Annotated in this window: 17 protein-coding genes and 2 pseudogenes; 12 read left to right on the top strand and 7 right to left on the bottom strand. The window is 35.1% G+C overall.

The features are described from left to right. Positions 1–157 precede the first annotated feature (157 nt). The 10 genes from mrpA (at position 158) to HMPREF0693_RS08830 (ending at position 9,791) form a co-directional block, all read left to right on the top strand. Positions 158–685 carry an MR/P fimbria major subunit MrpA gene (gene mrpA / locus HMPREF0693_RS08875; protein ID WP_004247325.1) on the top strand — a complete coding sequence of 176 codons (528 nt, stop codon included), beginning with the start codon at positions 158–160 and terminating at the stop codon, positions 683–685. A 97-nt stretch (positions 686–782) separates the two neighbouring features. Continuing rightward, complete coding sequence (gene mrpB / locus HMPREF0693_RS08870; protein ID WP_139149873.1) at positions 783–1,331, top strand: MR/P fimbria assembly terminator MrpB; 549 nt, start codon at positions 783–785, stop codon at positions 1,329–1,331. A gap of 22 nt (positions 1,332–1,353) precedes the next feature. Further along, on the top strand, positions 1,354–3,969 hold the full coding sequence (gene mrpC, locus HMPREF0693_RS08865) for an MR/P fimbria usher protein MrpC (protein WP_004244925.1): 2,616 nt from the start codon (positions 1,354–1,356) through the stop codon (positions 3,967–3,969). A 55-nt stretch (positions 3,970–4,024) separates the two neighbouring features. Beyond that, a complete protein-coding gene (gene mrpD, locus HMPREF0693_RS08860) occupies positions 4,025–4,783 on the top strand; it encodes an MR/P fimbria assembly chaperone MrpD (RefSeq protein WP_004244924.1) in 759 nt (252 codons plus the stop codon). Positions 4,784–4,796: 13 nt separating this feature from the next. After that, complete coding sequence (locus HMPREF0693_RS08855) at positions 4,797–5,342, top strand: fimbrial protein (protein ID WP_004244923.1); 546 nt, start codon at positions 4,797–4,799, stop codon at positions 5,340–5,342. A gap of 12 nt (positions 5,343–5,354) precedes the next feature. Next, entirely contained in the window at positions 5,355–5,840 is a 486-nt protein-coding gene (locus HMPREF0693_RS08850; protein ID WP_004244922.1) for a fimbrial protein, read from the top strand. 10 nt (positions 5,841–5,850) lie between these two features. Further along, positions 5,851–6,399 (top strand): fimbrial protein, encoded by a 549-nt coding sequence (locus HMPREF0693_RS08845; protein WP_004244920.1) that lies wholly within the window; start codon positions 5,851–5,853, stop codon positions 6,397–6,399. 21 nt (positions 6,400–6,420) lie between these two features. Further along, positions 6,421–7,248, top strand: a complete 828-nt coding sequence (mrpH, locus tag HMPREF0693_RS08840; RefSeq protein ID WP_004244918.1) for an MR/P fimbria adhesin subunit MrpH — start codon at positions 6,421–6,423, stop codon at positions 7,246–7,248. A 21-nt stretch (positions 7,249–7,269) separates the two neighbouring features. Then, positions 7,270–7,593, top strand: coding sequence for a transcriptional regulator MrpJ (mrpJ, locus tag HMPREF0693_RS08835; RefSeq protein WP_004244917.1), 324 nt, complete (start codon positions 7,270–7,272; stop codon positions 7,591–7,593). A gap of 623 nt (positions 7,594–8,216) precedes the next feature. Then, a complete protein-coding gene (locus tag HMPREF0693_RS08830; RefSeq protein ID WP_004244916.1) occupies positions 8,217–9,791 on the top strand; it encodes an AbgT family transporter in 1,575 nt (524 codons plus the stop codon). 39 nt (positions 9,792–9,830) lie between these two features. On the opposite strand, the gene HMPREF0693_RS08825 is transcribed toward HMPREF0693_RS08830, so the two are convergent. Then, positions 9,831–10,208: a DnaJ family domain-containing protein gene (locus HMPREF0693_RS08825; RefSeq protein ID WP_004244915.1), complete on the bottom strand. Its 378-nt coding sequence runs from the start codon at positions 10,206–10,208 to the stop codon at positions 9,831–9,833. Positions 10,209–10,339: 131 nt separating this feature from the next. On the opposite strand from HMPREF0693_RS08825, the gene HMPREF0693_RS08820 reads away from it, so the two are divergent. Both HMPREF0693_RS08820 and arnT read left to right on the top strand, forming a co-directional pair. Continuing rightward, complete coding sequence (locus HMPREF0693_RS08820) at positions 10,340–10,678, top strand: carboxymuconolactone decarboxylase family protein (protein WP_004244914.1); 339 nt, start codon at positions 10,340–10,342, stop codon at positions 10,676–10,678. Between the two features lie 365 nt (positions 10,679–11,043). Continuing rightward, positions 11,044–12,678 carry a lipid IV(A) 4-amino-4-deoxy-L-arabinosyltransferase gene (gene arnT, locus HMPREF0693_RS08815; protein WP_223842451.1) on the top strand — a complete coding sequence of 545 codons (1,635 nt, stop codon included), beginning with the start codon at positions 11,044–11,046 and terminating at the stop codon, positions 12,676–12,678. 488 nt (positions 12,679–13,166) lie between these two features. Here the strand turns inward: arnT and HMPREF0693_RS08810 are convergent, their stop codons facing one another. The 6 genes and pseudogenes from HMPREF0693_RS08810 to HMPREF0693_RS08780 all read right to left on the bottom strand — a co-directional run. Continuing rightward, entirely contained in the window at positions 13,167–14,519 is a 1,353-nt protein-coding gene (locus HMPREF0693_RS08810; RefSeq protein ID WP_004244912.1) for a TolC family outer membrane protein, read from the bottom strand. Beyond that, positions 14,519–15,844, bottom strand: coding sequence for an HlyD family type I secretion periplasmic adaptor subunit (locus tag HMPREF0693_RS08805; RefSeq protein WP_004244911.1), 1,326 nt, complete (start codon positions 15,842–15,844; stop codon positions 14,519–14,521). Before HMPREF0693_RS08805 ends, HMPREF0693_RS08810 begins: the two co-directional genes overlap by 1 nt. A 16-nt stretch (positions 15,845–15,860) precedes the next feature. Continuing rightward, positions 15,861–17,601, bottom strand: a pseudogene (locus HMPREF0693_RS18925) (type I secretion system permease/ATPase). Between the two features lie 162 nt (positions 17,602–17,763). Further along, a complete protein-coding gene (gene zapA / locus HMPREF0693_RS08795; protein WP_004244908.1) occupies positions 17,764–19,239 on the bottom strand; it encodes a serralysin family metalloprotease ZapA in 1,476 nt (491 codons plus the stop codon). A gap of 525 nt (positions 19,240–19,764) precedes the next feature. Then, a pseudogene (locus HMPREF0693_RS19740) lies at positions 19,765–21,829 on the bottom strand (M10 family metallopeptidase). Positions 21,830–22,059: 230 nt separating this feature from the next. Continuing rightward, positions 22,060–22,660: calcium-binding protein (locus HMPREF0693_RS08780; RefSeq protein WP_004244905.1), on the bottom strand; the 601-nt coding region annotated here is incomplete at its 5' end.

Here is a 22,660-nt window from a genome sequence, read left to right as displayed (position 1 = left end):
TTTCGTTTCTAACGATATTTCGTGGCGTTTGAAGTGGACTTAAATATACCAAAATTCCCGAGCTCAATAAATGAGCCATTCAATTAGGAATAATCCAATCCTAAATGAATTAATTATTTTAGATGTCTTCATCCTTTATATTTCAGGAAACAAAAAGATGAAATTAAATAAATTAGCTTTAGTTCTTGGTTTAGGTTTATCTGTTGTTGCGGGTTCTGCTTTAGCTGCAGATCAAGGTCATGGTACTGTTAAATTTGTTGGTTCAATCATTGATGCTCCTTGCTCAATTACTCCTGATACTGAAAATCAAACAGTTCCACTAGGTCAAATTTCTACTGCTGCATTAAAAGATGGTGGCCGTAGTAATTCTCGTGACTTTAAAATCTCTTTAGAAAATTGTACTACAGAGACTTACAAAACTGTTCAAACAACTTTCACTGGCTCTGAAGCAACTGAAGTTTTAGAAGGTTCTTTAGGCATTGAAGGTATCGCTAAAAATGCAGCTGTTGTTATCACCGATGCGGGTGGTAAACAAATCAAATTAGGCACCCCAAGTGCTGCTCAAAACCTGCGTGATGGTAACAATGATCTGAACTTTGCTGCTTATTTACAAGGTTCTGCATCTGAAGCTGCTGTTCCAGGTGACTTTACTGCAATCGCAACTTTCGCACTGACTTATCAGTAAGAAAAAATAAGTTCTGTACAAGGAAGTACAGAGCTTTAATTCCTGTCTTTACTTTTAATGATTTTTCTTACTAACGGAGAAAAATATGAATCGCAAGATGGCACCACTATTGCTATGCCTTGTTGCCAGTTTAGTGACTGCGTCAACGATAGCCAGTGATGTAAAACAAGATAAAAACATGCATCAGCGATTTGGGTGGCTCAATCTACAAGGAACCATATTAGAGCCGTCATGTGCAATATCAGCGGGAAGTAGTGATCAAGTGATCCCGCTAACGACGGTATCTATCCCAACGTTAGTCACTGAAGGTCAAGGACCGATTGAATATTTTTCTATCAGATTAACGGACTGTACGCTAATTAGCCAGAAAGGGCAAGAAGCGGATAATCCACGTTTTATCGCAACGTTCGATGGTCCTTCTAATGGAAATGGCAACTTTGAGTTATCCGGTGAGGCCAAAGGTGCTTCATTAGCGATAGCGGATCGTTATGGTCGACAAGCTATTCCAGGACAACCCCTACCGCCCGTTGGCATTGATTCGCAGTCAATGGCATTGCTGTACCAAGCTCGAATAGTCAAAAACAACGATACGCCAAAAGCGGGGAATTACCGTACGACGCTGCGCTTTAAGCTGGAATACTATTAAATGGATCAGGGTTGGATAATTTATGGTTAGATCATTCAAAACCGTTTGTTTAGAGAAGCGAGAAAAGAGAAAAAAGCATGCTATTCGGCCTGTTGCTATATTGATCTATTTAATTGTTACTGGGGCATCCAGTCTTTCAAATTCAGCTTTAGCGAATAGCGATATTGAGTTTAATGCTGATATTTTAGATCTTAAAGATAAACAAAATATCGATTTATCTGATTTCTCTCGAGCTGGCTATATTATGCCAGGGCGCTACGAATTTGTTGTTCGTATAAATAATAATGAACTTCCCGATATCTACAACATTAATTATGTTGTACCTGCAGATGATCCCAAAGGAAGTGAACCTTGCTTACCTCCTGAATTAGTTCGTCAATTAGGACTAAAACCAGAGTGGCTTGATAAAATTCGTTTTAACGATAATCAAACTTGCCTTGATACATCATCTATTCCCGGAATGACAATAAATGCCAGTTTAGGTAGTGGTAATTTATTATTAACGATACCTCAAGCTTATTTGGAGTATTCAGCACCAAACTGGGATCCGCCTTCTCGTTGGGATGACGGTATTTCAGGGATACTTTTTGATTATAACGTCAATGCCAATGTGACTGATCCTGCTAAAGGAAAACAACGTCAGCAAGTGACGGGGTTAGGTACTTTAGGGGCGAACTTAGGTGCTTGGCGTTTTCGCGCTGATTGGCAAGCGAGCTACCAACATACGACAGGGATCCCTCAAAGTACAGAAAACAGCTGGAAATGGAATCAATACTATCTCTATAGAGCTATCCCTCAATGGGAAGCGCGCTTTGTCATGGGAGAGACTTACTCGCGCTCCGATATTTTTGATAGTTTCCGTTTTACCGGGGTTCATCTCGCAACTGACGACAATATGTTGCCACCTAATTTACGTGGATATGCGCCAGAAGTCACAGGTGTAGCAAAAACCAATGCCAAAGTGACAATTAGCCAACAGGGTCGAGTGATCTACGAGACGCAAGTTGCTCCAGGACCATTTCGTATTCAAGATATTAATGATGCCGTTAGCGGTAAATTAGATGTACGTGTCGAAGAGCAAGATGGCTCTGTACAAGAGTTTCAAATGGATACGGCAAGTATTCCTTATTTAACTCGACCAGGACGAGTGCAATATAAATTCTCGGCAGGTAAACCTTCTAATATTGACCATAATACCGAAGGCCCCGTTTTTGGTATGGGGGAATTTTCATGGGGGGTGAGTAACGGTTGGTCACTTTATGGGGGCTCAATTGTTGCGGGTGATTATAACGCCTTGTCTGCGGGTATCGGCCGTGACTTAATGGCTTTTGGTGCTCTCTCTTTTGATGCTACTCACTCTTGGGCAAAAATTCCTCGTGATGATAAGCGTTATAACGGTGGCTCTTATCGATTAAGTTATTCAAAACGTTTTGAAGCTATTAATAGCCAAGTCACCTTTGCTGGTTATCGCTTCTCAGAACGCGACTTTATGACCATGGATCAGTATTTAGAGCGTCGCTATCGCGATGGTAATGCTGATAATAACAAAGAACTTTATACCATTATGTTTAGTAAGCAATTTCCTGACTGGGGATTGAGTACTTACTTAAACTATAGTCACCAAACATATTGGAATAAGCCAACTAATGATAATTACAACTTATCGTTAGCGAAAAGCGCGGATATTGGTCGTTTTAAAAATATCAATTTTAGTCTCTCCGCTTTCCGTAATAAATTTAATGGCACCAATGATAATGGCGTTTATATGAATGTCAGTATGCCTTGGGGTGATCGTGCGACCATCAGTTACAACACTGTCATTAATAAGAGCGGTAACTCTCATAATGTCAGCTATTACGATCGAATTGATGACAATAGCAGTTATCGTGTTGGCGCTGGGGTAAGTAGCAATGGTAAACCTTCAGCCGATGCTTATTTTATGCATTATGCTGATGCGGCCTTAGTCACCGCCAGTGCAAGTCATATCAATGGTGAATATACCTCTGCCACTTTATCGCTACAAGGTGGTGCCACACTTACGCCGAAAGGTGGAGCATTACACCGCGTTAGTCGTACAGGTAGTACTCGCTTACTTATTGATACAGACGGTATCGCTAATATTCCCGTGAAGAATTTTGGTGCGATTTCCCATACCAATATGTTTGGTAAAGCGGTATTGCCAGATATTAATGATTACTACCGTAGTAGCGCGAGTATCGATCTTAATCGATTACCTGAAAATGTCGAAGCATTACGCTCAATTCAGCAATTAACCCTAACCGAAGGGGCGATTGGTTACCGTCGATTTGATGTTATCGAAGGGCAAAAAGCCATGGCGGTTATTCGGTTAAAAGATGGAACCTTCCCACCATTTGGCGCCAGTGTCACAACAGAAAAAGGGCGTGAGTTAGGCATCATTAATGATGGTGGAAATGTTTATCTAACCGGTATTAATACCGGGGATGTATTGAGTGTTCGTTGGAGTGGTAAAGAGCAGTGCAAAGTACTTATTCCAACATTGGTGGAGAATGTGCAAATTTCATCACTGTCATTGACCTGTAGTGATGATGGCACAGCAACCTCTACTTTCAATCAAAGAGAAGTCTCCTTACCTAAAACGAAGTTTCTATCTCGTTAAGGTTAAGGAACAGGAAATAAAGATAAAAACAACTTCAGACAAAGAGTAATTAAAGATGATGTTATTAAAACGCTCATGCATTGTTGCAACCACTTTGTTAATGGGAATGGCATTTACTCATCAAGCTGTTGCTGCCATTGCGCTAGATCGAACTCGTGTCATTTTTAATGGTGCCGAAAAATCGATTAGTTTAAATGTCAGCAATCAAAATAAGGACTTGCCTTATCTTGCTCAAGGCTGGATGGAAAATGAAAACGGCGAACGTATTGAAAGCCCACTGATTGTTTTACCCCCGATCCAACGTATTGAACCGGGTGATAAAAGTCAGATTAAGGTGCAATCATTACCTGATATAGCCAAATTACCACAAGATAGAGAAAGTGTTTTCTATTTTAACCTACGTGAAATTCCACCACGTAGTAATAAGCCTAATGTACTGCAAATTGCATTACAAACGCGGATCAAATTATTTTATCGTCCTGCATCAATCTATGCCTCGCAAACGGATTTAACCAATCCTTGGCAAGAGCAGATCACTTTAACTAAAAAAGGTGATCGCTTCGAAGTGAATAATCCAACGCCTTACTATGTGACATTAGTCGATGGATTAACCAGTTTGAAAGGAAAAAGCTTGGATGGCTTTGAACCATTAATGATCGCACCTAAAAGTAGCGGCACGATAAATCTGAGTGCTTCCATGTTTGGTGCTTCACCGGTATTGAGCTACATCAATGATTATGGCGGTCGCCCTCAGATGAAATTCACCTGTAGTGGCAATCAATGCAAAGTAACAGAAACGGCAGCTGGAAACTAAATAGGTCTGATTTATGGTTATGGAACAGTGGTTTAGCCCAAGCAAGGCAGTGTTGGTTTTTATTCTGGCAACATTTACTGGAGGCCTGAGTTCTACTGCTGTTGCTAACTTACCTGCAGGAGCAGTAATAAGAGCGACCCCCGGGATTGTTTATATCAATATTACTGGAAACGTCATCGCTCCACCTCCTTGCTTAATCAATGACGGCAAGATGATCGAGGTGAATTTTGGTGAAGTAATGAGTACGCGTATTAATGATAGCAATTATAAGCAACCTATCGAATATACCGCGACTTGCCAAAAAAGACCGACTAACGCCATGAAAGTCTATATAACAGGTAATGCAACAGGGTTCGATAGTAATGCCCTACAAACTAATATTACGGGATTAGGGGTACGCATTCTTTATCAAGGTAAATTATTAGGATTAGGCTCAGCGGTTAAATTTACCTATCCCAATTTGCCTAAACTAGAAGCGATCCCTGTGCGTGATAATAGAGAAACACTAGTTGGTGGAGATTTTGTTGCCAATGCCACACTTCATGTAGATTATCAGTAAAGGGGCAACACGATGAATAAATTGCAATCTATTTGTCTGATTATATTACTAAATTCTACAGCAGTAATGGCGGCCGACTCGCCTAATTTAAAATTATTCGGAACATTATTAGTGCCACCTCCTTGTGTTATCAGCAATGACGAACGAATTGAGGTTTTTTTTGGTAAGAACGTCGGTATTAATAAAGTTGATGGTATTAACTATACCGAATCGGTGAATTATACCTTGGTATGCGACGCTAATTTAAAAGGTTGGGATTTGGGATTATCAATTATCGGACCTAAAACCCAGTTTGATGAGGCGGCATTGCAAACCAATATTCCAGATTTAGGTATTCATTTAACTCAAGATGGTAAGCCTTTTAAGCTAAATGAGCGTATTGCGATTTCACCAGATTCGCCTCCGGTTATTCAAGCTGTTCCAGTAAAAAGACCGGGAAGTACATTGCCTGAAGGGGCATTTGAAGTCTCAGCCACCTTATTAGCAGAATACCAATAGGAGCGTTTTGATGAAAATAAAAACATTATCGATCCGGTTCATATTGGGTCTATCTGTATCCATAGGGTTAACTTCAGCGGCTTTTGCAATACCGGACAACCTCTATTTTCACGGCATATTAGTTGATGAGCCTTGTACCATAAAACCGGGTGATGAAACCGTGGTACTCGATTTTGGCAATATTCCTGATAAAAACCTTTATGCCTATAAAAGAACGCCAAGCAAGTTATTTCAATTACGTCTGTCAGAATGCGATCTCTCAATCGGTAAAAGCGTCAAAATAACCTTTAAAGGAGAGGAAAATCAAGCAATGGCAGGAGAAGGATTTTTGGCAATAAGTCCGGGCAGCCAAGCTTCTGGTATTGCGGTGGGATTAGAGTCTGAAAATGGTAATGCTCTACCTATAAATAAAGAAACAGACAAGATGTCATTAACTGCGGGTGACACTATTTTGAATTTTTATGCCTTTATTCAAGGTGAGCCGGATGCGATTGCGAATAAGTCGATTAAACGTGGTCCTTTTAGTGCAATAGCCACCTTCTATTTGAATTATGACTGATAATGAAGATTGAGGTTTTACATGTTTATATTTAAACGATTTCCGGCGATATTTATCTTAATAGCGGGGCTTTTCTCAGCACCTGCGATGGCCTCTATTTTTTCTTATATAACAGAATCAACAGGGACACCTTCTAACGCCACTTACACTTATGTTATTGAGCGTTGGGATCCAGAAACCTCAGGAATATTAAATCCTTGTTATGGTTGGCCTGTGTGTTATGTCACAGTGAACCATAAACATACAGTAAATGGTACTGGGGGAAATCCTGCATTTCAGATTGCTCGAATTGAAAAACTACGTACTTTAGCTGAAGTTCGTGATGTAGTACTTAAAAATAGATCATTCCCTATTGAAGGGCAAACCACCCACAGAGGGCCTTCATTAAACTCTAATCAAGAGTGTGTGGGATTATTTTATCAACCGAATTCAAGTGGTATATCACCTCGAGGAAAACTCTTACCAGGTTCACTATGCGGTATCGCACCACCACCAGTGGGTGCTTGTAAAATATCTGAAGGTGCGGTGAACCTTAACTATGGTGATATTGATGAAGCTAGTTTAAGTGGTGCTAAGCGCTCTGAAACAATCAATGTAACCTGTAATTTAGCAATGAAAGTGTTGGTTATCGCATCTGGCTCTGATAGTGGGCGGGTACCTCTGCGTGCAGATAAGAGTTTATATGCTGATTTATATCTAAACAATTATCCTGGTGAAAAAGGCGTTACGGTAAATGTTCCAGCAGGCGGTTCAGCGCCAGTCTCTGTGAGTTCAACGCTACGCACGAATGGACGGGTAGCTCCTGGTCGTTTCTCCGGTTCCGGTTCAATTATTTTAACCATGCCTTAATCATGATAGTGGGTGAATATTATGATGATGAATTTTGATTTTGCGAATATAGATGTAAATGCTTCTGTAGGTAAAAAGATCCAAAAAAAACGTAAAGAGCTGGGTTATACCGGTATGCAGCTGGCTAAAAAAATTGGTGTCAGCCAGCAACAGTTTTCTCGCTATGAACGAGGTATGAACAAAATAGATCTCAGACATTTAGTGTTGTTAGCTCTCTATTTGAATACACCCATTTATTGGTTTTTTGAGGATTGTTACGTAAAAAAGCCTTCATTAAATAATAAAGGAATAGATAAACGTAATTATGTTATTGCTCAAGCAACACCTGATGCTTTTCATTATTGATATTCAGTCGATATGACATATTGATGTTTTGCTAGATATTACATTTCTTTGATTGATTACCTTATTGGTAGGGCAAGGGCAACCTTGCCGTTTTTTTATGTTGAAAGCTGACTTATTTTATCTCTTCTAATACACCCATTTATTATTTTTCTATTATTTACTACGCTATTATTAGGCTTTTCTCCTATTTTATTATCATACCGCTTAGTCACAAATAGACTTATTTTTTAACATCTCTTAGTTAATTCTTGTAATGATGTGACTATAAATAGTAATTTCAGCCGTTATTATCAGGTTTATTAGAGTATTCGAAGCTTTTTATGTACTTTTTAAGGAGTTTTTAGTTCTGTAAAGGTTAATAAATAGACTTTAAAATGTTAAAAAGTGTTAACTTGCGCGCATTTTTTAATTTTAGATATTATAAATTGATTTTAATGTTTGTTATCTATAATTGATGGTATGTTTTTTAACTTATTGTTTAATATTAATTAAATTATATTTTTTTTCATTGTTTGAGTGTTAATTTTAGATAATATCATTTATATGATAGGTATTTACGGATAGTAAAAACAAATTTGGTTGTGTACTGTGCATTTTCTGTTTTTTTATAAAAAGGATAAATCATGCAAACAAAAAAACAGGGAGGAAGTCGTTTTCTACGCACAGTGGAATGGCTTGGAAATGCACTCCCCCATCCCGTTATTTTATTTATTATTTTAATTGCTATTTTACTTGTATCTTCAGCGGTTGGTGAATACTTCGGCGTTACAGTACAAGATCCACGACCAGAAGGCGCTAAAGGGCGCGCTGAAGATGGTTATATTCATATTATCAGTTTACTTGATGCTGATGGTATACGACGTATTCTTGCTAATATTGTTACCAATTTTACAGGGTTTGCTCCTTTAGGAACCGTACTGGTGGCTTTACTCGGTGTCGGAATAGCTGAACGAGCGGGATTATTATCAGCCGTTATGCGTTTAGTGGTTATGAAAGCTCCACGCAAAATGACCACATTAGCCATTGTATTTGCAGGTATTATGTCAAATACTGCAGCTGAATTAGGATATGTTGTCTTGATCCCGCTATCGGCAATTATTTTCCATTCGCTAGGTCGTCATCCATTAGCGGGGATTGCTGCTGCGTTTGCGGGAGTATCTGGCGGATATTCAGCTAACTTACTGTTAGGGACTATCGATCCATTATTATCAGGTATTACACAACAAGCAGCACGCATTATTGACCCAAGCTATATTGTTGGTGCGGAAGCAAACTGGTACTTTATGTTTGTCAGCACCTTTTTAATTACATTTTTAGGCTACATCATCACAGAAAAAATCGTTGAGCCTCAGTTAGGGCCTTATAATGGTAATGAATTAGATGATGAAGAAACTGATCTAAAAAATGCTGCGCAAGTTACCCCTCTTGAGAAAAAAGCACTATGGGCAGCAACAGGAACATTTATTGTGATGGCCATCATTCTGGCATTCACTGTCGTACCTGAAAATGGCATATTAAGAAACCAAGAAACAGGTTTAATTGGTAACTCACCATTCTTAAAATCCATTGTTGTATTCATTTTCTTATTTTTTGCTATCCCCGGTATTGTTTATGGTTGGATAGCTAAGACTATGCGTTCAGATAAAGATATTGTCGATGCCATGGCAAACTCTATGAGCACATTAGGTCTTTATTTAGTAATTATTTTCTTTGCTGCTCAATTTGTGGCTTTTTTTGGCTGGACAAATATAGGGCAAGTGATCGCTGTTAAAGGTGCGGCTTTACTTAATAGTATTGATATGCCAAGTGGGTTGCTATTTTTGGGCTTTATTTTAATTTGCGCCTTTATCAATTTAATGATTGGTTCAGCTTCCGCGCAATGGGCAGTAACGGCGCCTATTTTTGTTCCTATGTTAATGCTGGCAGGTTATGCACCAGAAACTATTCAAGCAGCTTATCGTATAGGTGATTCGGTGACGAATATTATTACGCCAATGATGAGTTACTTTGGTTTAATCTTAGCGGTTGCCACAAAATATAAGAAAGATACGGGTATTGGAACTATGATCTCGATGATGTTGCCATATTCTATTATCTTCTTAATTGGTTGGTCACTGTTATTCTACCTTTGGGTATTTGTTTTCCACTTACCTGTAGGGCCTGGATCGCCAATTTATTATTCACCGCATGCGGGATAATATTATTCTTTAGATAAGCTTATACAAGGATGTATAGGCTTATTTGTGTTTATGTGTTGCTAACTTTTCTGTTAATTGGGTTGCATAGTCCGTATGTAGAAACTGTGTGTCCATTCCTGCCTGTTGTAATTTTAATTCGAGTAAAGTGAGTTTTTTTTGTAACTGTTCATCTTTGATGCCAGTTTCTGAAAGTGAACTTAATATTTCGGCTAAAGATAATGCATCTTTTCTATCTTGCATTTCTGGGGGCAAAAAGCCGGCATTCTTAAGCAAATGATAACTAGCCCGCAAAGACTCAGGAACATGACTGTTATCATCTAATACCAAGGGTTTACCTTCTCCTGGCAAAGAAGAGAGTTCACCATTTTTCAACGCCTTTTCAATGTGGCGCTCCGCCCATTCATCAAGAATTGACATTATTCAGCCTCAACATTAATGACTAATGTAATCAATAAAATAACAAACTTAATTTCACTTGATCAAATCACATAAAATGATATTATATTTTTATATTATATAAAAATATATATTGTTATAGGGAGAGTAAAATGAGCAAGTACCAAGAAATAGTAACAGACATCTCGGGGAATATGGGGGCATTATCTAAAAATATTCCTGAAGTTATGAAGTCATTTATGAGTACCACCAAAGCAAGCTCTAAAGATGGTGTGCTCGATGCTAAAACCAAAGAGCTGATTGCTATTGCCATTGCTGTTGCTAATCGTTGCGATGGTTGTATAGGTTTTCATACTAAAACCCTAGTTGAATTAGGGACGACAGAGCAGGAGCTTGCAGAAGCATTGGGCGTCGCGATTTATATGGGAGGGGGCCCTTCTGTGATGTATGCGTCCAATACCATGGGTGCTTTTAAAGAATTTAGTCAATAGTATTTAATAAAATTTAGTTATCATTATAGCCAGCATATTGCTGGCTTTTTGGGTTTTAAAGCTTATAGTGGCTCACTTATATTTTAGTTTTTCTTAATGATTACTAATGGTATTAGTTATATTCGAGAAATGCCAAAAGGAAATTATTATTGATAACCTTTTTTTATAAAAACATAAAGGAATTGTGAGTATTTTTACGTAAAAAAATAAAAGATAACAATTTGATTTTTAATAATATTTTTTTATTTCTCTCTTTTTATTAATAAAGCTTTAATAAATATATTTGAATTTTTTATAAAATATTATGACTAATTGATGTTGATAAATAATGTAGTGCGTTTATTTGAGGAATTATGAATATAGCGATGACAGAAAGATATAAATGGTTATTGTTTTTCCTATTTATCTTATTAACTTATTTTATTCCTTTAGAAACGCGACTGTTATGGCAACCAGATGAAATTCGTTATGCTGAAATTAGCCGTGAAATGTTAGTTTCTGGCAATTGGTCAGTGCCTTATCTTCTTGATATTCGTTATTTTGAAAAACCTGTTTTAGGATATTGGATCAATTGTATTGCTCAGTGGCTATTTGGTGAAAGCCATTTTGCGGTGCGTATTGTTGTAGTAACATCAACCTTATTAACAGGATGGCTTATTTATAAAGCGGCAATGGTAGTTTGGCGCAATAGCGCTCTTGCTTTTAATGCTATGACCGTTTTTTTATCTTCTTTTCTGGTATTAGCAATAGGTACTTATAATATATTAGATCCTATTGTGACGCTGTTTGTGACCGCTGCAATGTACTCATTTTTAGTTGCGTTATCGACCCCGAATAAAACGGGCAAAATAATTGCTTATATGGGTATTGGCTTTTTTTGCGCACTTGGTTTTTTAACAAAAGGCTTTATTGCGGTTGTTTTACCTGCATTAGTTTTTTTAGTCATGGCAATTAGTCAAGCTCGCTTTAAAGAAGTGGTTTGCTATTCCTCTATTGCATTGTTAGCTCTCGCTATTACAGCTGGACCTTGGGTGATTACTGTTGCATTACAAGCACCGGATTATTGGAATTATTTTTTCTGGGTTGAACATGTACAGCGTTTTATTGCTAAAGAGTCTGCTCGCTCACAACCAACGTGGTTCTATATCCCGATAGTTATATTGGGTGTATTGCCTTGGCTAGGTTTTTTATTTGGTGCATTAAAATCAGCTTTCTCTTTAAAAAAAGGTACACTCTATTTTCTGCTGTGGTTTGCTCTCTTTTTTGCTTTTTTCTCAGCCTCAAAAGGAAAACTATTAACCTATATGCTACCGTGCTTTGTGCCATTATCTATTTTAATTGCACACTATATCGAAGAGTTAAAAGATAGACCTGATGAGAAAATTAGCAAAGTGAATGCATCTATCAATATTGCTTTTGGGCTAATGGGTATATCAGCCGTTATCTATTCTTTATACAGTGCCAAATTTGCGCTTTATGATACGAATGAAACGTTAAAAATAGTGTTAGCAATAAGTGGGTTTTTATTTTGGAGTGTGATTGGTGCGGGGGCGCTGTTTAGACAAACACAGTTTTTAACGATGTTTTGCTCTATCGGACTAAGTTTAGTTATTGGATATGCAATCCCAGAAAAGATAGAAAGTAGAAGTACACCGGAAAATATTATCCAACGTTATTATGAGCCTTTGAGTAATAAATCGTATCTTTTAACGGACGAAGTTGGTATTGGTACATCACTTGCTTGGGGACTAAAACGGACTGATATTCGTTTAACAGAGACGAAAGGTGAGTTGGCTTATGGTTTAAATTACCCAGATGTAAAAAATAAATACTATAGCCTTGAACAGCTATTAGCATTAATTGAAGCAAACCAATATAAAGGGGTAGCGATTGTTTTAGTCAGACCTGATAGAAAGCAGATTTTGACTAAATTGACTACATTAAAGGAAAAACCGATAGTAGAAAAAGAGGGCGATTTAACGCTGGTGTTCTTTAATTAGCTGAATTGCTTTAATATTTATTTTGCTGTGATGTTTTTTCTCAGTGAGTACTGCTCATGTATTACGATTTTGCTTTTCGTGTGATTTATATGTGATCTAGATTAAAAAACAGAATTTGTCGGTAAATATATTTTGCTCTTTGTCGTTTTAATGGTAGGTTTAAAATGTGTCCATTAGAACGGAGTTAGCTAAGCACTATATGACAAGTCACTTAACTTTATCAGAACCCCCACCCAGACAAAATGTACTCATGAATAGGGGGAATTTATGCTGATTTTTTTAACTGAATGTATTATCGGTCTGGCATCAATTGCTCTTACTCACCGTGTATTAATGTTGTACGGTAATAAAAAGAAGTGATGAAAATACGATATGCTAATAAGCTAAGTAATCTATTAGACTAACTATCATAGACGCAAAGCCCTATAACCTGATTAATTATAGGGCTTTTATTATAGTATTGAGTTAAATTAAATATATATTTTCAGCTACTGAAAATAGTTTTCAATAATTTTTATTTTTTCAATGTCTAGTGTATTGGTATATTGATGTAATAATGCCCAAGCTTGAATATAATCATATTTGGCTTTGATTAAATCTTGCTGCGCTCTATATAAAAGCTCTTCCGCATTAAGCACATCAACCATCGTTCGCTGACCACCAACATAGCTTTTTCTTGTTGCATTTAATTGTAACTTAGCGGAACTTACTGCTTGCTCAAAAGCCATCAATTTAATATGGCTCGTTGAGCAAATTTGATATTGATATCTTAATTCCTGCATAATATTTTGAATAATAGCATCCCTTTCAAATGCACTCATCTGATATTTTGCTGTCGACTGACGCATTGATGCCGTTGTTTTACCCCCATTAAATAAAGGCATACTGACATAAAAACCCACGTTAGCAGATTGGTATTTCTGGTTAATGGTATTATTACTATCAGAATTACTACTAGAGTAAGCCGCATAAAATTGTACTGTTGGGAAAAATTCTCCTCTATTTTTCTCAATCTCTTGTTTAGCTATCGCCATTTCATGACGAGCAGATTGTATCTTTAAGTTATTTTGTATAGCATTTTTTTCCCATGTGGAATAGTCATCGGGAGCCAGTGATTGAAGAACAAACTTTGTATCAGTTAGCTTTGCGATGTGCTCATGAGTAGGCAATTGTGAACCGATCATAGCACTGAGTTTGTTTTTAGCCTTTTCAATTTCTAATTGAAGATCGGTATATTGTGACTGGGTTAAATATAAACGAGTCTCTATTTCAGCAATATCTGTTTTGGTTCCTTCTCCTAACTCAAATAGGCGTTGACTTGAAGCTAGTTGTTTTTGATAGATTTCTTGCTGTGCTTGATTTAGCAATAATTTATCTTGTGTATAAGCAACTTGAATATAATTATCAATAAGTCGAATAATTAATTCTGAAAATTTATTTTGATAATGACTGTCTGCTAATAATGTTTTAATGATAGAAGCTTTGTATTCACTAAATGCGGTGTAGTCAAATAGTGGTTGACTAATAATCGCGTTGACAGAATAGCTTTGATAGTTTTGATACTCAACTGTTGTTATTTTATCCTGAAATATATTTATTGGATAAGCCTTACGTTGCCAGTTGCGAGGATTATTTTTGTAATTGACAGAAATATTGGGTAGCAATTGTGATAACCCGATATTTTCATACTCTTTACCTGCTACTTGCTCTTTTACCGCAGCATTAAATGTGGGATCATGTTTAATCGCTAAAAAATAGAGATCAGACAGTGTAACCGCTGAAGCTGGCAAGCTTAGGAGTCCTACGGAAAAAAGTGTAAAAAGTTTTTTTATTAGCATCATTATTCTTCCGTTAATGAAGTATGGAGCCTATCCAATACTGGTTTGAAAAGATAATTTAATAATGAGCGATCGCCAGTTTTAATAAATACATCAACGGGCATACCTGCTTTCAATTTATTTTTATTATCTGCTAATAATGTATAATCTTTTATGTTAATAAGAACTTGATAATATGGCTCAGTTGTTCGTTCATCAATTAATCTATCGGCAGAAATAATCGTTACTTCACCAGGAATTTTTGGCGTGGTATTTTGATTAAAGGCACTAAAGATCAAATCAACGGGAAGGCCAGGAGTTACCTTATCAATAAGATGCGGAGCAAGACGCGCTTCAATAACAAGTTGATGATCTTCAGGCACTATATCCATCAATGTCTGACCTGTTTTTACAAAGCCACCTTGGGTAAAAACAGAAAGATCCATCACAGTACCCGATATCGGTGCGATAATTGCCATTTTAGCTAATTTATCTGTTTCTATAATAAGTTGTTTTTCTGTTTCACTGATTTGTAATTGTATTTTATTTAGCTCTGTTCGAGCTAATTGGTAGTAATTAGCATTACGTTGCAATATTCTTTGCTCATATTCTAATTTTTGCTTTTCTAATGCGCTTATTTGCCCAAAAGTCTCGTTAAGTTGATTATTATTTTCAGCTAATTCTCTTATCATTTCTTGATATCGGTGACGAGGAATATATCCTTCATTAGCTAAAATTTGTAAATCATTAAGCTGGTTTTGTAGATTACTAATTTGACTCTTTTTATTCTGAATTGAGCGCTTTAGATGGGTTAGGCGACTAGTAATGCCATCGATAGCTGCTTTATAACCATTTATTTCACTTATTAATTCTGCACTTTTTTCATTTAATAAACGATTTTGTTGTAGTAATAACTTCTCTCTATTTTCAGTAGATGAATAGTATTTCTCGTTATTATTTAATTTAAATGAAGTTTGTTGATTAAGTTCAGCATATAATCTTTGTTGAGTGATCAGTAAATTATCATATTGCTCTGATAACGATTTTACTAAGGCTTGAGATTGAAGAGGGCTTAGTTGTATCAGGGTTTGTCCGGCAGATACCGGATCACCATTTTTTACAAAAATATGAGTAATAATACCTTCAACAGAAGATTGTACACTTTTTTTATTCCCCGATATTACTACGTTTCCTATTGCAGGAACGCCTTTATCAAGGGGCGCGAAAGCAGCCCAAAAAATAAAAATTGCTAAGCCTAATAAAACCACAGTCCATCCAATAACGAGAAATTTCTTTGGATCATCTGAAATTTTTTCTGACAGTGGTATAACATTTTTTTCTATAGTCATGATCAATTCCGAAAAATTAAGCGTTATTTGAGGTTGCTGGTGTTGAAGAAATAGTGTTTGCCGTTTTTGTGATAGTTGGATTATTTAATTCAGCAATAACAGACGCCGTTGGACCGAATAATTTGGTGTTTCCATCAAATATCACTAATAATTTATTGGTGACAGAAAGTAGCTGTTTTTGGTGGGTAATTAAAATAACGGTTTTTTTATGCTGTTTTAATGTTTCGATCGCCTGTGTTAACGCTCTAATACCTAAATCATCTAAATTAGAATTTGGCTCATCTAAGACAACTAACGTGGGATCGCCATATAATGCTCTGGCTAATGCAATACGTTGTTTTTGTCCGCCGGATAATCCTTCACCGTGAGCACCAATTTGGGTTTCATATCCTTGAGGAAAGCGTAAAATCATCTCGTGTACATGTGCCATTTTGGCGGCTTGGATCACTTTTTGAGGATCAACCTCAGTAAAGCGTGCAATATTTTCAGCGATAGTGCCGGGGAAAAGGGCGATTTCTTGAGGTAAATAACCAATATGTGGGCCAATTTCTTCTTTACTCCACTGAAAGATATCCGCATTATCTAATCGCACAATGCCTTTTTTGACCTGCCATATACCGACAATAAATTTTGCTAAAGAAGACTTACCAGAAGCACTCGGGCCAATAATACCTAGTATATCTCCCGGTAATAGAGCAAAATTGATATTATTTAGTAATATTCTGTCACTGTGTGGATACACGGCTTCATCGATATTAACAAGTAATTGGCCTTGAGGCTTAGGTAAGGCCATTTTTTTTATTTTCTTGAGGGTATGTTTTTAATAAAGTTGTCAATCGATTGTAGGCTGCTTTACTACTATCCCAACTTTTCCATACATTGATCACTTGCTCAATAGGGGCTAATGCTCGACCTAAAAGTATTGAACCGGCAATCATCATTCCAGGACTGATAGTATTATCAATAGCAAGCCATCCCCCTAAACCTAGCATTAAAGATTGTAATGCCATACGTGTTACTTTTGTGATAGCGTTAATACCAGCTGCATTATCACTGGCTTGTGTTTGTGCTTGTAAATATTTGAAATGAGAGGTTTGCCATTGTTTACGTAATTGACTAAGCATTCCCATCGCTTCGATAGTCTGTGGATGTTCTAAATGATGACTTTGTATTAGTTGTGCTTGATTGGCAAAATTGTTCGCTTTTTTTAAATGATTTTTAGATAGATATTCATTAAGGATAGCCAAAGCAAATAAGATAAGGGCACCACAAAGTGCAAATAATCCTAACCAAGGATTAAATAAAGTAATAACTAAAAGGTAAATAGGGAACCAAGGTAGATCAAAGAAAGTGAATATGGCATGACTAGTAATGAATTGTCGTAAAGTAATTAGATCTGTTAATGCTAACGTTGGATTAATATTCGCTATTTTGTTTAATTTTTCTCGGTAAGCTGCAGTATAAATGCGTGAATTAAGTGATAAATCTAATTTATTACTCATACGTATAACAATAATGCTTCTTAAATATTCTAATCCTCCCATAAAGATAAAAAGAGCTAACATAATGATTGTTAGCATCAATAGTGTCATTTCATTACCTGATGGTAATACTCGATCGTAAACTTGTAACATATAAATAGAAGGGACTAACATTAATATATTAATTAAAGCGGTAAATAGCCCAATAGAGAGAAAAACTTTTCGTCTCTCTTTTATGATACTTGTTATCTCGTTATTATATTTTATTTGTGGCATGTGGTATTCCTGATTTAATTTGTCTATTTTTAGTACTAAATATCTTTTGTTGGTCTTAAAGAAGCGTCTATTTTCACTTTATTTATTATTATGAATATCAAAATAGCTTCATTTAAAGCAAAAGAGAGTAGGAGAAATAACTTTCTCCTACCCAACTATGACTTAAACAATAAAATCAGTTTCGTAATTAACAAAACCTACGATATCAATTTTAAAATCAGGATTATAATTATAGCCATAAGCATTAATGGCTAATTCAGAAGCATTGGTTACTTCATTATAGCTAAGAGTTGCTTCGCCAGCATTTCCTGTAAAATTATCAACAAAGTTAAGAATTTTGCTACTAAATGTATCTTGAATTAATGTTGATAAATCAATTTTATCAATACCGGTTTTGAAATCCATTATTTTATCTGCGGCTGATACTAAAGAATCTGCAATTTCTTTATAAATAAAGGTATTGCTTCCTGTGCCACCATGTAATGTATCTTGTCCACGACCACCATAAATAGTGTTATTACCACTATGGCCATAGATAATATCGTCTCCTTCGCCTCCAATAAGAGTATTATCAGCATCATTACCATGAATAATATCATTACCAAAACCACCAATTGCGTTTTCTATGGTAACATTTTGTGCAATAGAAACATTTTTCTGTAATCCCCCCACATCAGAAAAGTTCCCAGCACGTAAATCAATCAGTTGATCTTGATAGAAGCCTGAGAAATCAAATGTATCGTTACCACCACTATCCCATACAGAGAAAATTAATTTATCATTGCTATCAGTAGCCGTATAATAATCAATCCCAGTATTTGAATTGAAACCATATACATCATCACCTGTTCTGGTAGTCGTATTTGCGCCATAGAGATATTGCATAGCAGAAATATCATGAAGGAGAGGGGCTCCGGCATAAGCACCTTGGAAGTGGGCGCCTGTTTCATATTCATCCCAATAGCTCATTACTGTATATTGGCGACTATCTTCCGCATAATCAGATTTTAAATAACCTGGAACATTCTGACCTGCGTTATAATCACCAGGATGCATAAGACCCAGTGTATGACCAATTTCATGGATAATAGTTAAACGACCATAATTACCCAATTCTGGTGTAGTATTACCTGCATAATGATAATCACTAAACCATGCTTGGCCAGAAAGATCTTTTCCATAAGCATAGGTATTAGGCAATGTTGCATAAGCCTGAAATGTGCCATTGGGATCATAGATATTACCAAAAGTAATATCTGTTTTTACGTCAGAAGCCTTCATTCCATCAACATTCCCAACAGCAACTTCAGTAAATTTAATATTTGCAATGTCAGACCATGCATCTAAAGATTTTCTTGCATGCTCTTTTTGTAATTCATTAAATTCATAAGGATTCTTATTACCAAATTGATTAAATTTGCCTTCCCATTTTGGGAATGAATAAGTCACCTCAGCGGGTTGCCCAATAACATATTTGCCATTCCAAGTGGAATCTTCACGGGCTATATGTTTTCCTGCGGTATCATAATCAAAAGAAGGTAATACTTTGGTTGAATAGTTATAGAAGATCCCGCTTTTATCTAATAAATCAGAAATATTAGATAACCCAACGGCTTTTTTTAATAAAAAAGATCCCATAATATCCTCCAGATATAAATTTAGGTTAAGTTTATTTTCATACTGAAAATATATTTATCTGGCGAATGCCATTGAGGATAAAGATAGACATTAATTATTATTAATCTAGGGGGGTAAAATAAGTTTTTAAATAATTGTGAAGTAAAGTGTGTTTTAAGTCAGAATAATTTAATGAGGTGAATATAAGTATAGTTATATTTTATTTTTAGATGATTTCTATTGTTAGTTATTGTTTTATAATTGAAAGGAAAATTTTACTTAAGTTTGATTTTTAATTTAATTAATGGGTTTGTTTAAAATTAATGTATCATTTATTATGTTAAGTTGTTTGATGTTTGATGTTTGATGTTTGATGTTTGATGTTTGATGTTTGTTTTATTTCTATAGTAATAATAATATTGGTGAATAATAAACAAAATAAAAATAACATAATGTATTATTTTTATACTGCTAAAAAACAGAACATCTAAATAAAAAAGGACTACAATATAATCATAATCCTTATTGTTAATTAGAATAATATCTTTATATATCTAAAAGATCATTGTAACTTAATATACCCTCAAGTTTTATAAAGATAGTCGAATGATGGTCGTTATTGGCTGTTGAAATAGTTATTGTGGTTTTATTTGTATGAATATCATTATGTAAAACTATTTCATTTTCATTTCCTGATAATTGTTCTACTCGTTTCATTTTTGATATATCGATTTTTTTATAATTTTGATCAACAAAAATAATTTTGTCTTCATTCGTATTAAAATCAAAAATTAAATTATAACTTTTAGCGCCTTTATAGCATAAGAAGTTAAAAGTATCATTTCCTTGTTCACCATATAATAGATTAGTACCTAATCCACAATAAAATATATCATTCCCTTCACCACCTTGAAGTTCATTTCGTCCTGCTTTTGATATCGAAAATAATAGATCATTGCCTTTACCGCCAATGAATGTATTATTTCCATAATAATCAACAAGGGTATCATCTCCATCACCACCAAAGAGTTTATCATTACCTTTATTTCCATAGAGGTAATCATTACCCATACTACCATGGAGAATATCATTACCCATACCACCATGGAGAATATCATCACCTATACCTCCATAGAGATAATCATTGCCTATATCACCATAGAGAATATCATTACCCATACCACCATAGAGGTGATCATTACCCAAACCACCCTTGATAGTATCATTACCATCACCACCTATAAGTTCATTATTAGCACTATTTCCTATGATAGTATCATGACCTGATCCACCAATAGCATTTTCAATAATCGTTTTGTAGGCAATAGAGATATTACTCCGTAACCCGCCAATATCTGAAAAGCTACCTTCATTTAGGTTAATAACTTGATTAACGGTATATAGGGAAAAGTCTAATGTATCAATTCCCCCCGAATCCCAAATACAACTTACTAATTTATCTTCTATGCTTTTTAAGGAGTAAGCGGCGCGTCCCGTATTAGAATGAAATCCATAGATATTATTTTCAAGGCGTGTAGTCATATTTTCGCCATAGAGTTGTTGCAATAATAATATATCTAATAGCATAAAGGTCATGGGATAAAGACCACCAAAATCAGCATGCTCTGAGGTTGGTATATCATAACCCATAACTGAATATTTCAATGAAGCTAATACATGATTTTTATCTTTATATTCTAAGTATTGCCAACTATGGCTTAGCCCGAGTGCATGACCAACTTCATGCAAAACAACTTTATAATGATATGTACCTGGCTGATATTTATTATTTTTTAGTGTTTCAATTAGAGTATTGGTTTTTTTTATTATCAGAACAGTACCATTATCTTTAAAATTGAAAGCATCACCAATATTACCTTCTGTTTTTATATAATTATCAAGATCATTTTGATGTATTATCTTATAATATTGGTGTGATGATAAATTTAAAAATATAGTTCCAGAGTATTGATATGTTTCATCAATATTTATCTTTTTTATAGGGGTTGAATACCCGCTAGGGTAGGTTGCAAAACCTCTGGTGGTATATGAAAATTCTATTGAACCATGATTAATATGAAAATCATCGTAAAAACCAAATTTTATATCGGCATCGTATTTTGGATTAGATGCAATAAACTTTGCTTGTGTTATATGGGCAATTTCATTAAGAATATCGGAAATAACTTCTTGTTGATGAGGATATATGGTTGTTTGTGTATTATAAAAATAAGGATGTATACTATTCTTATTTTTATTAATACTATTTTCTATATCCTCTATATCTTTTTCTAATTCAGCTATTTTACTTATTGAATATTTATTTCTATAATATTTTAATGAAGCGATTTCTTTTTCTTTTTTTTTCTTTAAGATAGGTCAATTCATATACTTTAGCGGTATGTTTTATTGATTCTATTCTATCTTTTTCTGTTACTGAATATTTTTTATTTGAGTAATTTCTTTTTTTATCATAATCAGGGAATATATATGTTATTTTGGTGATATTACTATGTGGTTGTTTAGGCCAACCATACATATAATTTATAACAATTTTACCATCAGGTAGATAGAAGTAAGTTGGTTTTTTTATTGAGTTAAAACTATTCATACTAAATCCTTTTACCAAAAGAGAATTTTCTATATTTCTTAATTTTATAATTAATGGAGATATATATGGGAATAAATTTTATAAAAACACACTATTTATTAGTATGTTTTTTAGTTGATTACTATTAATTATTTATACGCATATTATGCTAGATTATTATTAATGTAATAATTGATGGTTATTTATAGAGTAATAATTTAAAATTTTACAAATCATATGGTGAAATGTATTTATACCGCAAAGAGTTCATCGTGGTTAAATATACCGACAATCTCTATATGTACAATGGACTTATTGTCGTCAGAAGATGTTGAAACATCTATGATGGTCTTATTGGAAGGTTTGTTATGATTTAATGAAAATTCATTTTTACTTCCTGATAACTTATCAACTTTTTTCATTTTTGATATATCTATTTTTCTATAATCTCTAGTGATCAACGTTATTTTATCCTTGTTTTTTTCAAAATCCCAAATTGAGCTATTGCTTTCAACTCCCTCATAACAGAAAAAATTAAAGGCATCATTTCCTTGTCCACCTGTTATACGATGAGTTCCTGTGCCCAAATATATTTCATCATCACCTTCTCCCCCTTGAATGATATTTCTACCTGGAAGCCCTCTATCTGTTGATGCTACACAGATCCGATCATTACCCTTACCACCATCTAACATATTAGCACCATAATAATCGATAAGCATATCATCTCCATCATCACCATAGAGCACATCATTTCCCAATTCTCCGTATATAACATCGTTTCCAGAGCCACCATAAAATAAATCATTGCCATCACCGCCATAGAATAAATCATTGCCATCACCACCTATG

The sequence above is a fragment of the Proteus mirabilis ATCC 29906 genome (assembly GCF_000160755.1).
Taxonomy (GTDB): domain Bacteria; phylum Pseudomonadota; class Gammaproteobacteria; order Enterobacterales; family Enterobacteriaceae; genus Proteus; species Proteus mirabilis.
This window is presented reverse-complemented; position numbering and strand designations above follow the sequence as displayed.

What these genes read in the sequence shown, in the direction of transcription:
- mrpH (WP_004244918.1), top strand. Translation starts at nt 6,421, where the DNA reads ATGTTTATATTTAAACGATTTCCGGCGATATTTATCTTAATAGCGGGG.
- HMPREF0693_RS08820 (WP_004244914.1), top strand. Translation starts at nt 10,340, where the DNA reads ATGAGCAAGTACCAAGAAATAGTAACAGACATCTCGGGGAATATGGGG.
- HMPREF0693_RS08850 (WP_004244922.1), top strand. Translation starts at nt 5,355, where the DNA reads ATGAATAAATTGCAATCTATTTGTCTGATTATATTACTAAATTCTACA.
- HMPREF0693_RS08830 (WP_004244916.1), top strand. Translation starts at nt 8,217, where the DNA reads ATGCAAACAAAAAAACAGGGAGGAAGTCGTTTTCTACGCACAGTGGAA.
- mrpA (WP_004247325.1), top strand. Translation starts at nt 158, where the DNA reads ATGAAATTAAATAAATTAGCTTTAGTTCTTGGTTTAGGTTTATCTGTT.
- mrpB (WP_139149873.1), top strand. Translation starts at nt 783, where the DNA reads ATGGCACCACTATTGCTATGCCTTGTTGCCAGTTTAGTGACTGCGTCA.
- HMPREF0693_RS08810 (WP_004244912.1), bottom strand. Translation starts at nt 14,519, where the DNA reads ATGATGCTAATAAAAAAACTTTTTACACTTTTTTCCGTAGGACTCCTA.
- HMPREF0693_RS08855 (WP_004244923.1), top strand. Translation starts at nt 4,797, where the DNA reads ATGGTTATGGAACAGTGGTTTAGCCCAAGCAAGGCAGTGTTGGTTTTT.
- HMPREF0693_RS08825 (WP_004244915.1), bottom strand. Translation starts at nt 10,208, where the DNA reads ATGTCAATTCTTGATGAATGGGCGGAGCGCCACATTGAAAAGGCGTTG.
- mrpD (WP_004244924.1), top strand. Translation starts at nt 4,025, where the DNA reads ATGATGTTATTAAAACGCTCATGCATTGTTGCAACCACTTTGTTAATG.
- zapA (WP_004244908.1), bottom strand. Translation starts at nt 19,239, where the DNA reads ATGGGATCTTTTTTATTAAAAAAAGCCGTTGGGTTATCTAATATTTCT.
- mrpC (WP_004244925.1), top strand. Translation starts at nt 1,354, where the DNA reads ATGGTTAGATCATTCAAAACCGTTTGTTTAGAGAAGCGAGAAAAGAGA.
- arnT (WP_223842451.1), top strand. Translation starts at nt 11,044, where the DNA reads ATGACAGAAAGATATAAATGGTTATTGTTTTTCCTATTTATCTTATTA.
- mrpJ (WP_004244917.1), top strand. Translation starts at nt 7,270, where the DNA reads ATGATGATGAATTTTGATTTTGCGAATATAGATGTAAATGCTTCTGTA.
- HMPREF0693_RS08805 (WP_004244911.1), bottom strand. Translation starts at nt 15,844, where the DNA reads ATGACTATAGAAAAAAATGTTATACCACTGTCAGAAAAAATTTCAGAT.
- HMPREF0693_RS08845 (WP_004244920.1), top strand. Translation starts at nt 5,851, where the DNA reads ATGAAAATAAAAACATTATCGATCCGGTTCATATTGGGTCTATCTGTA.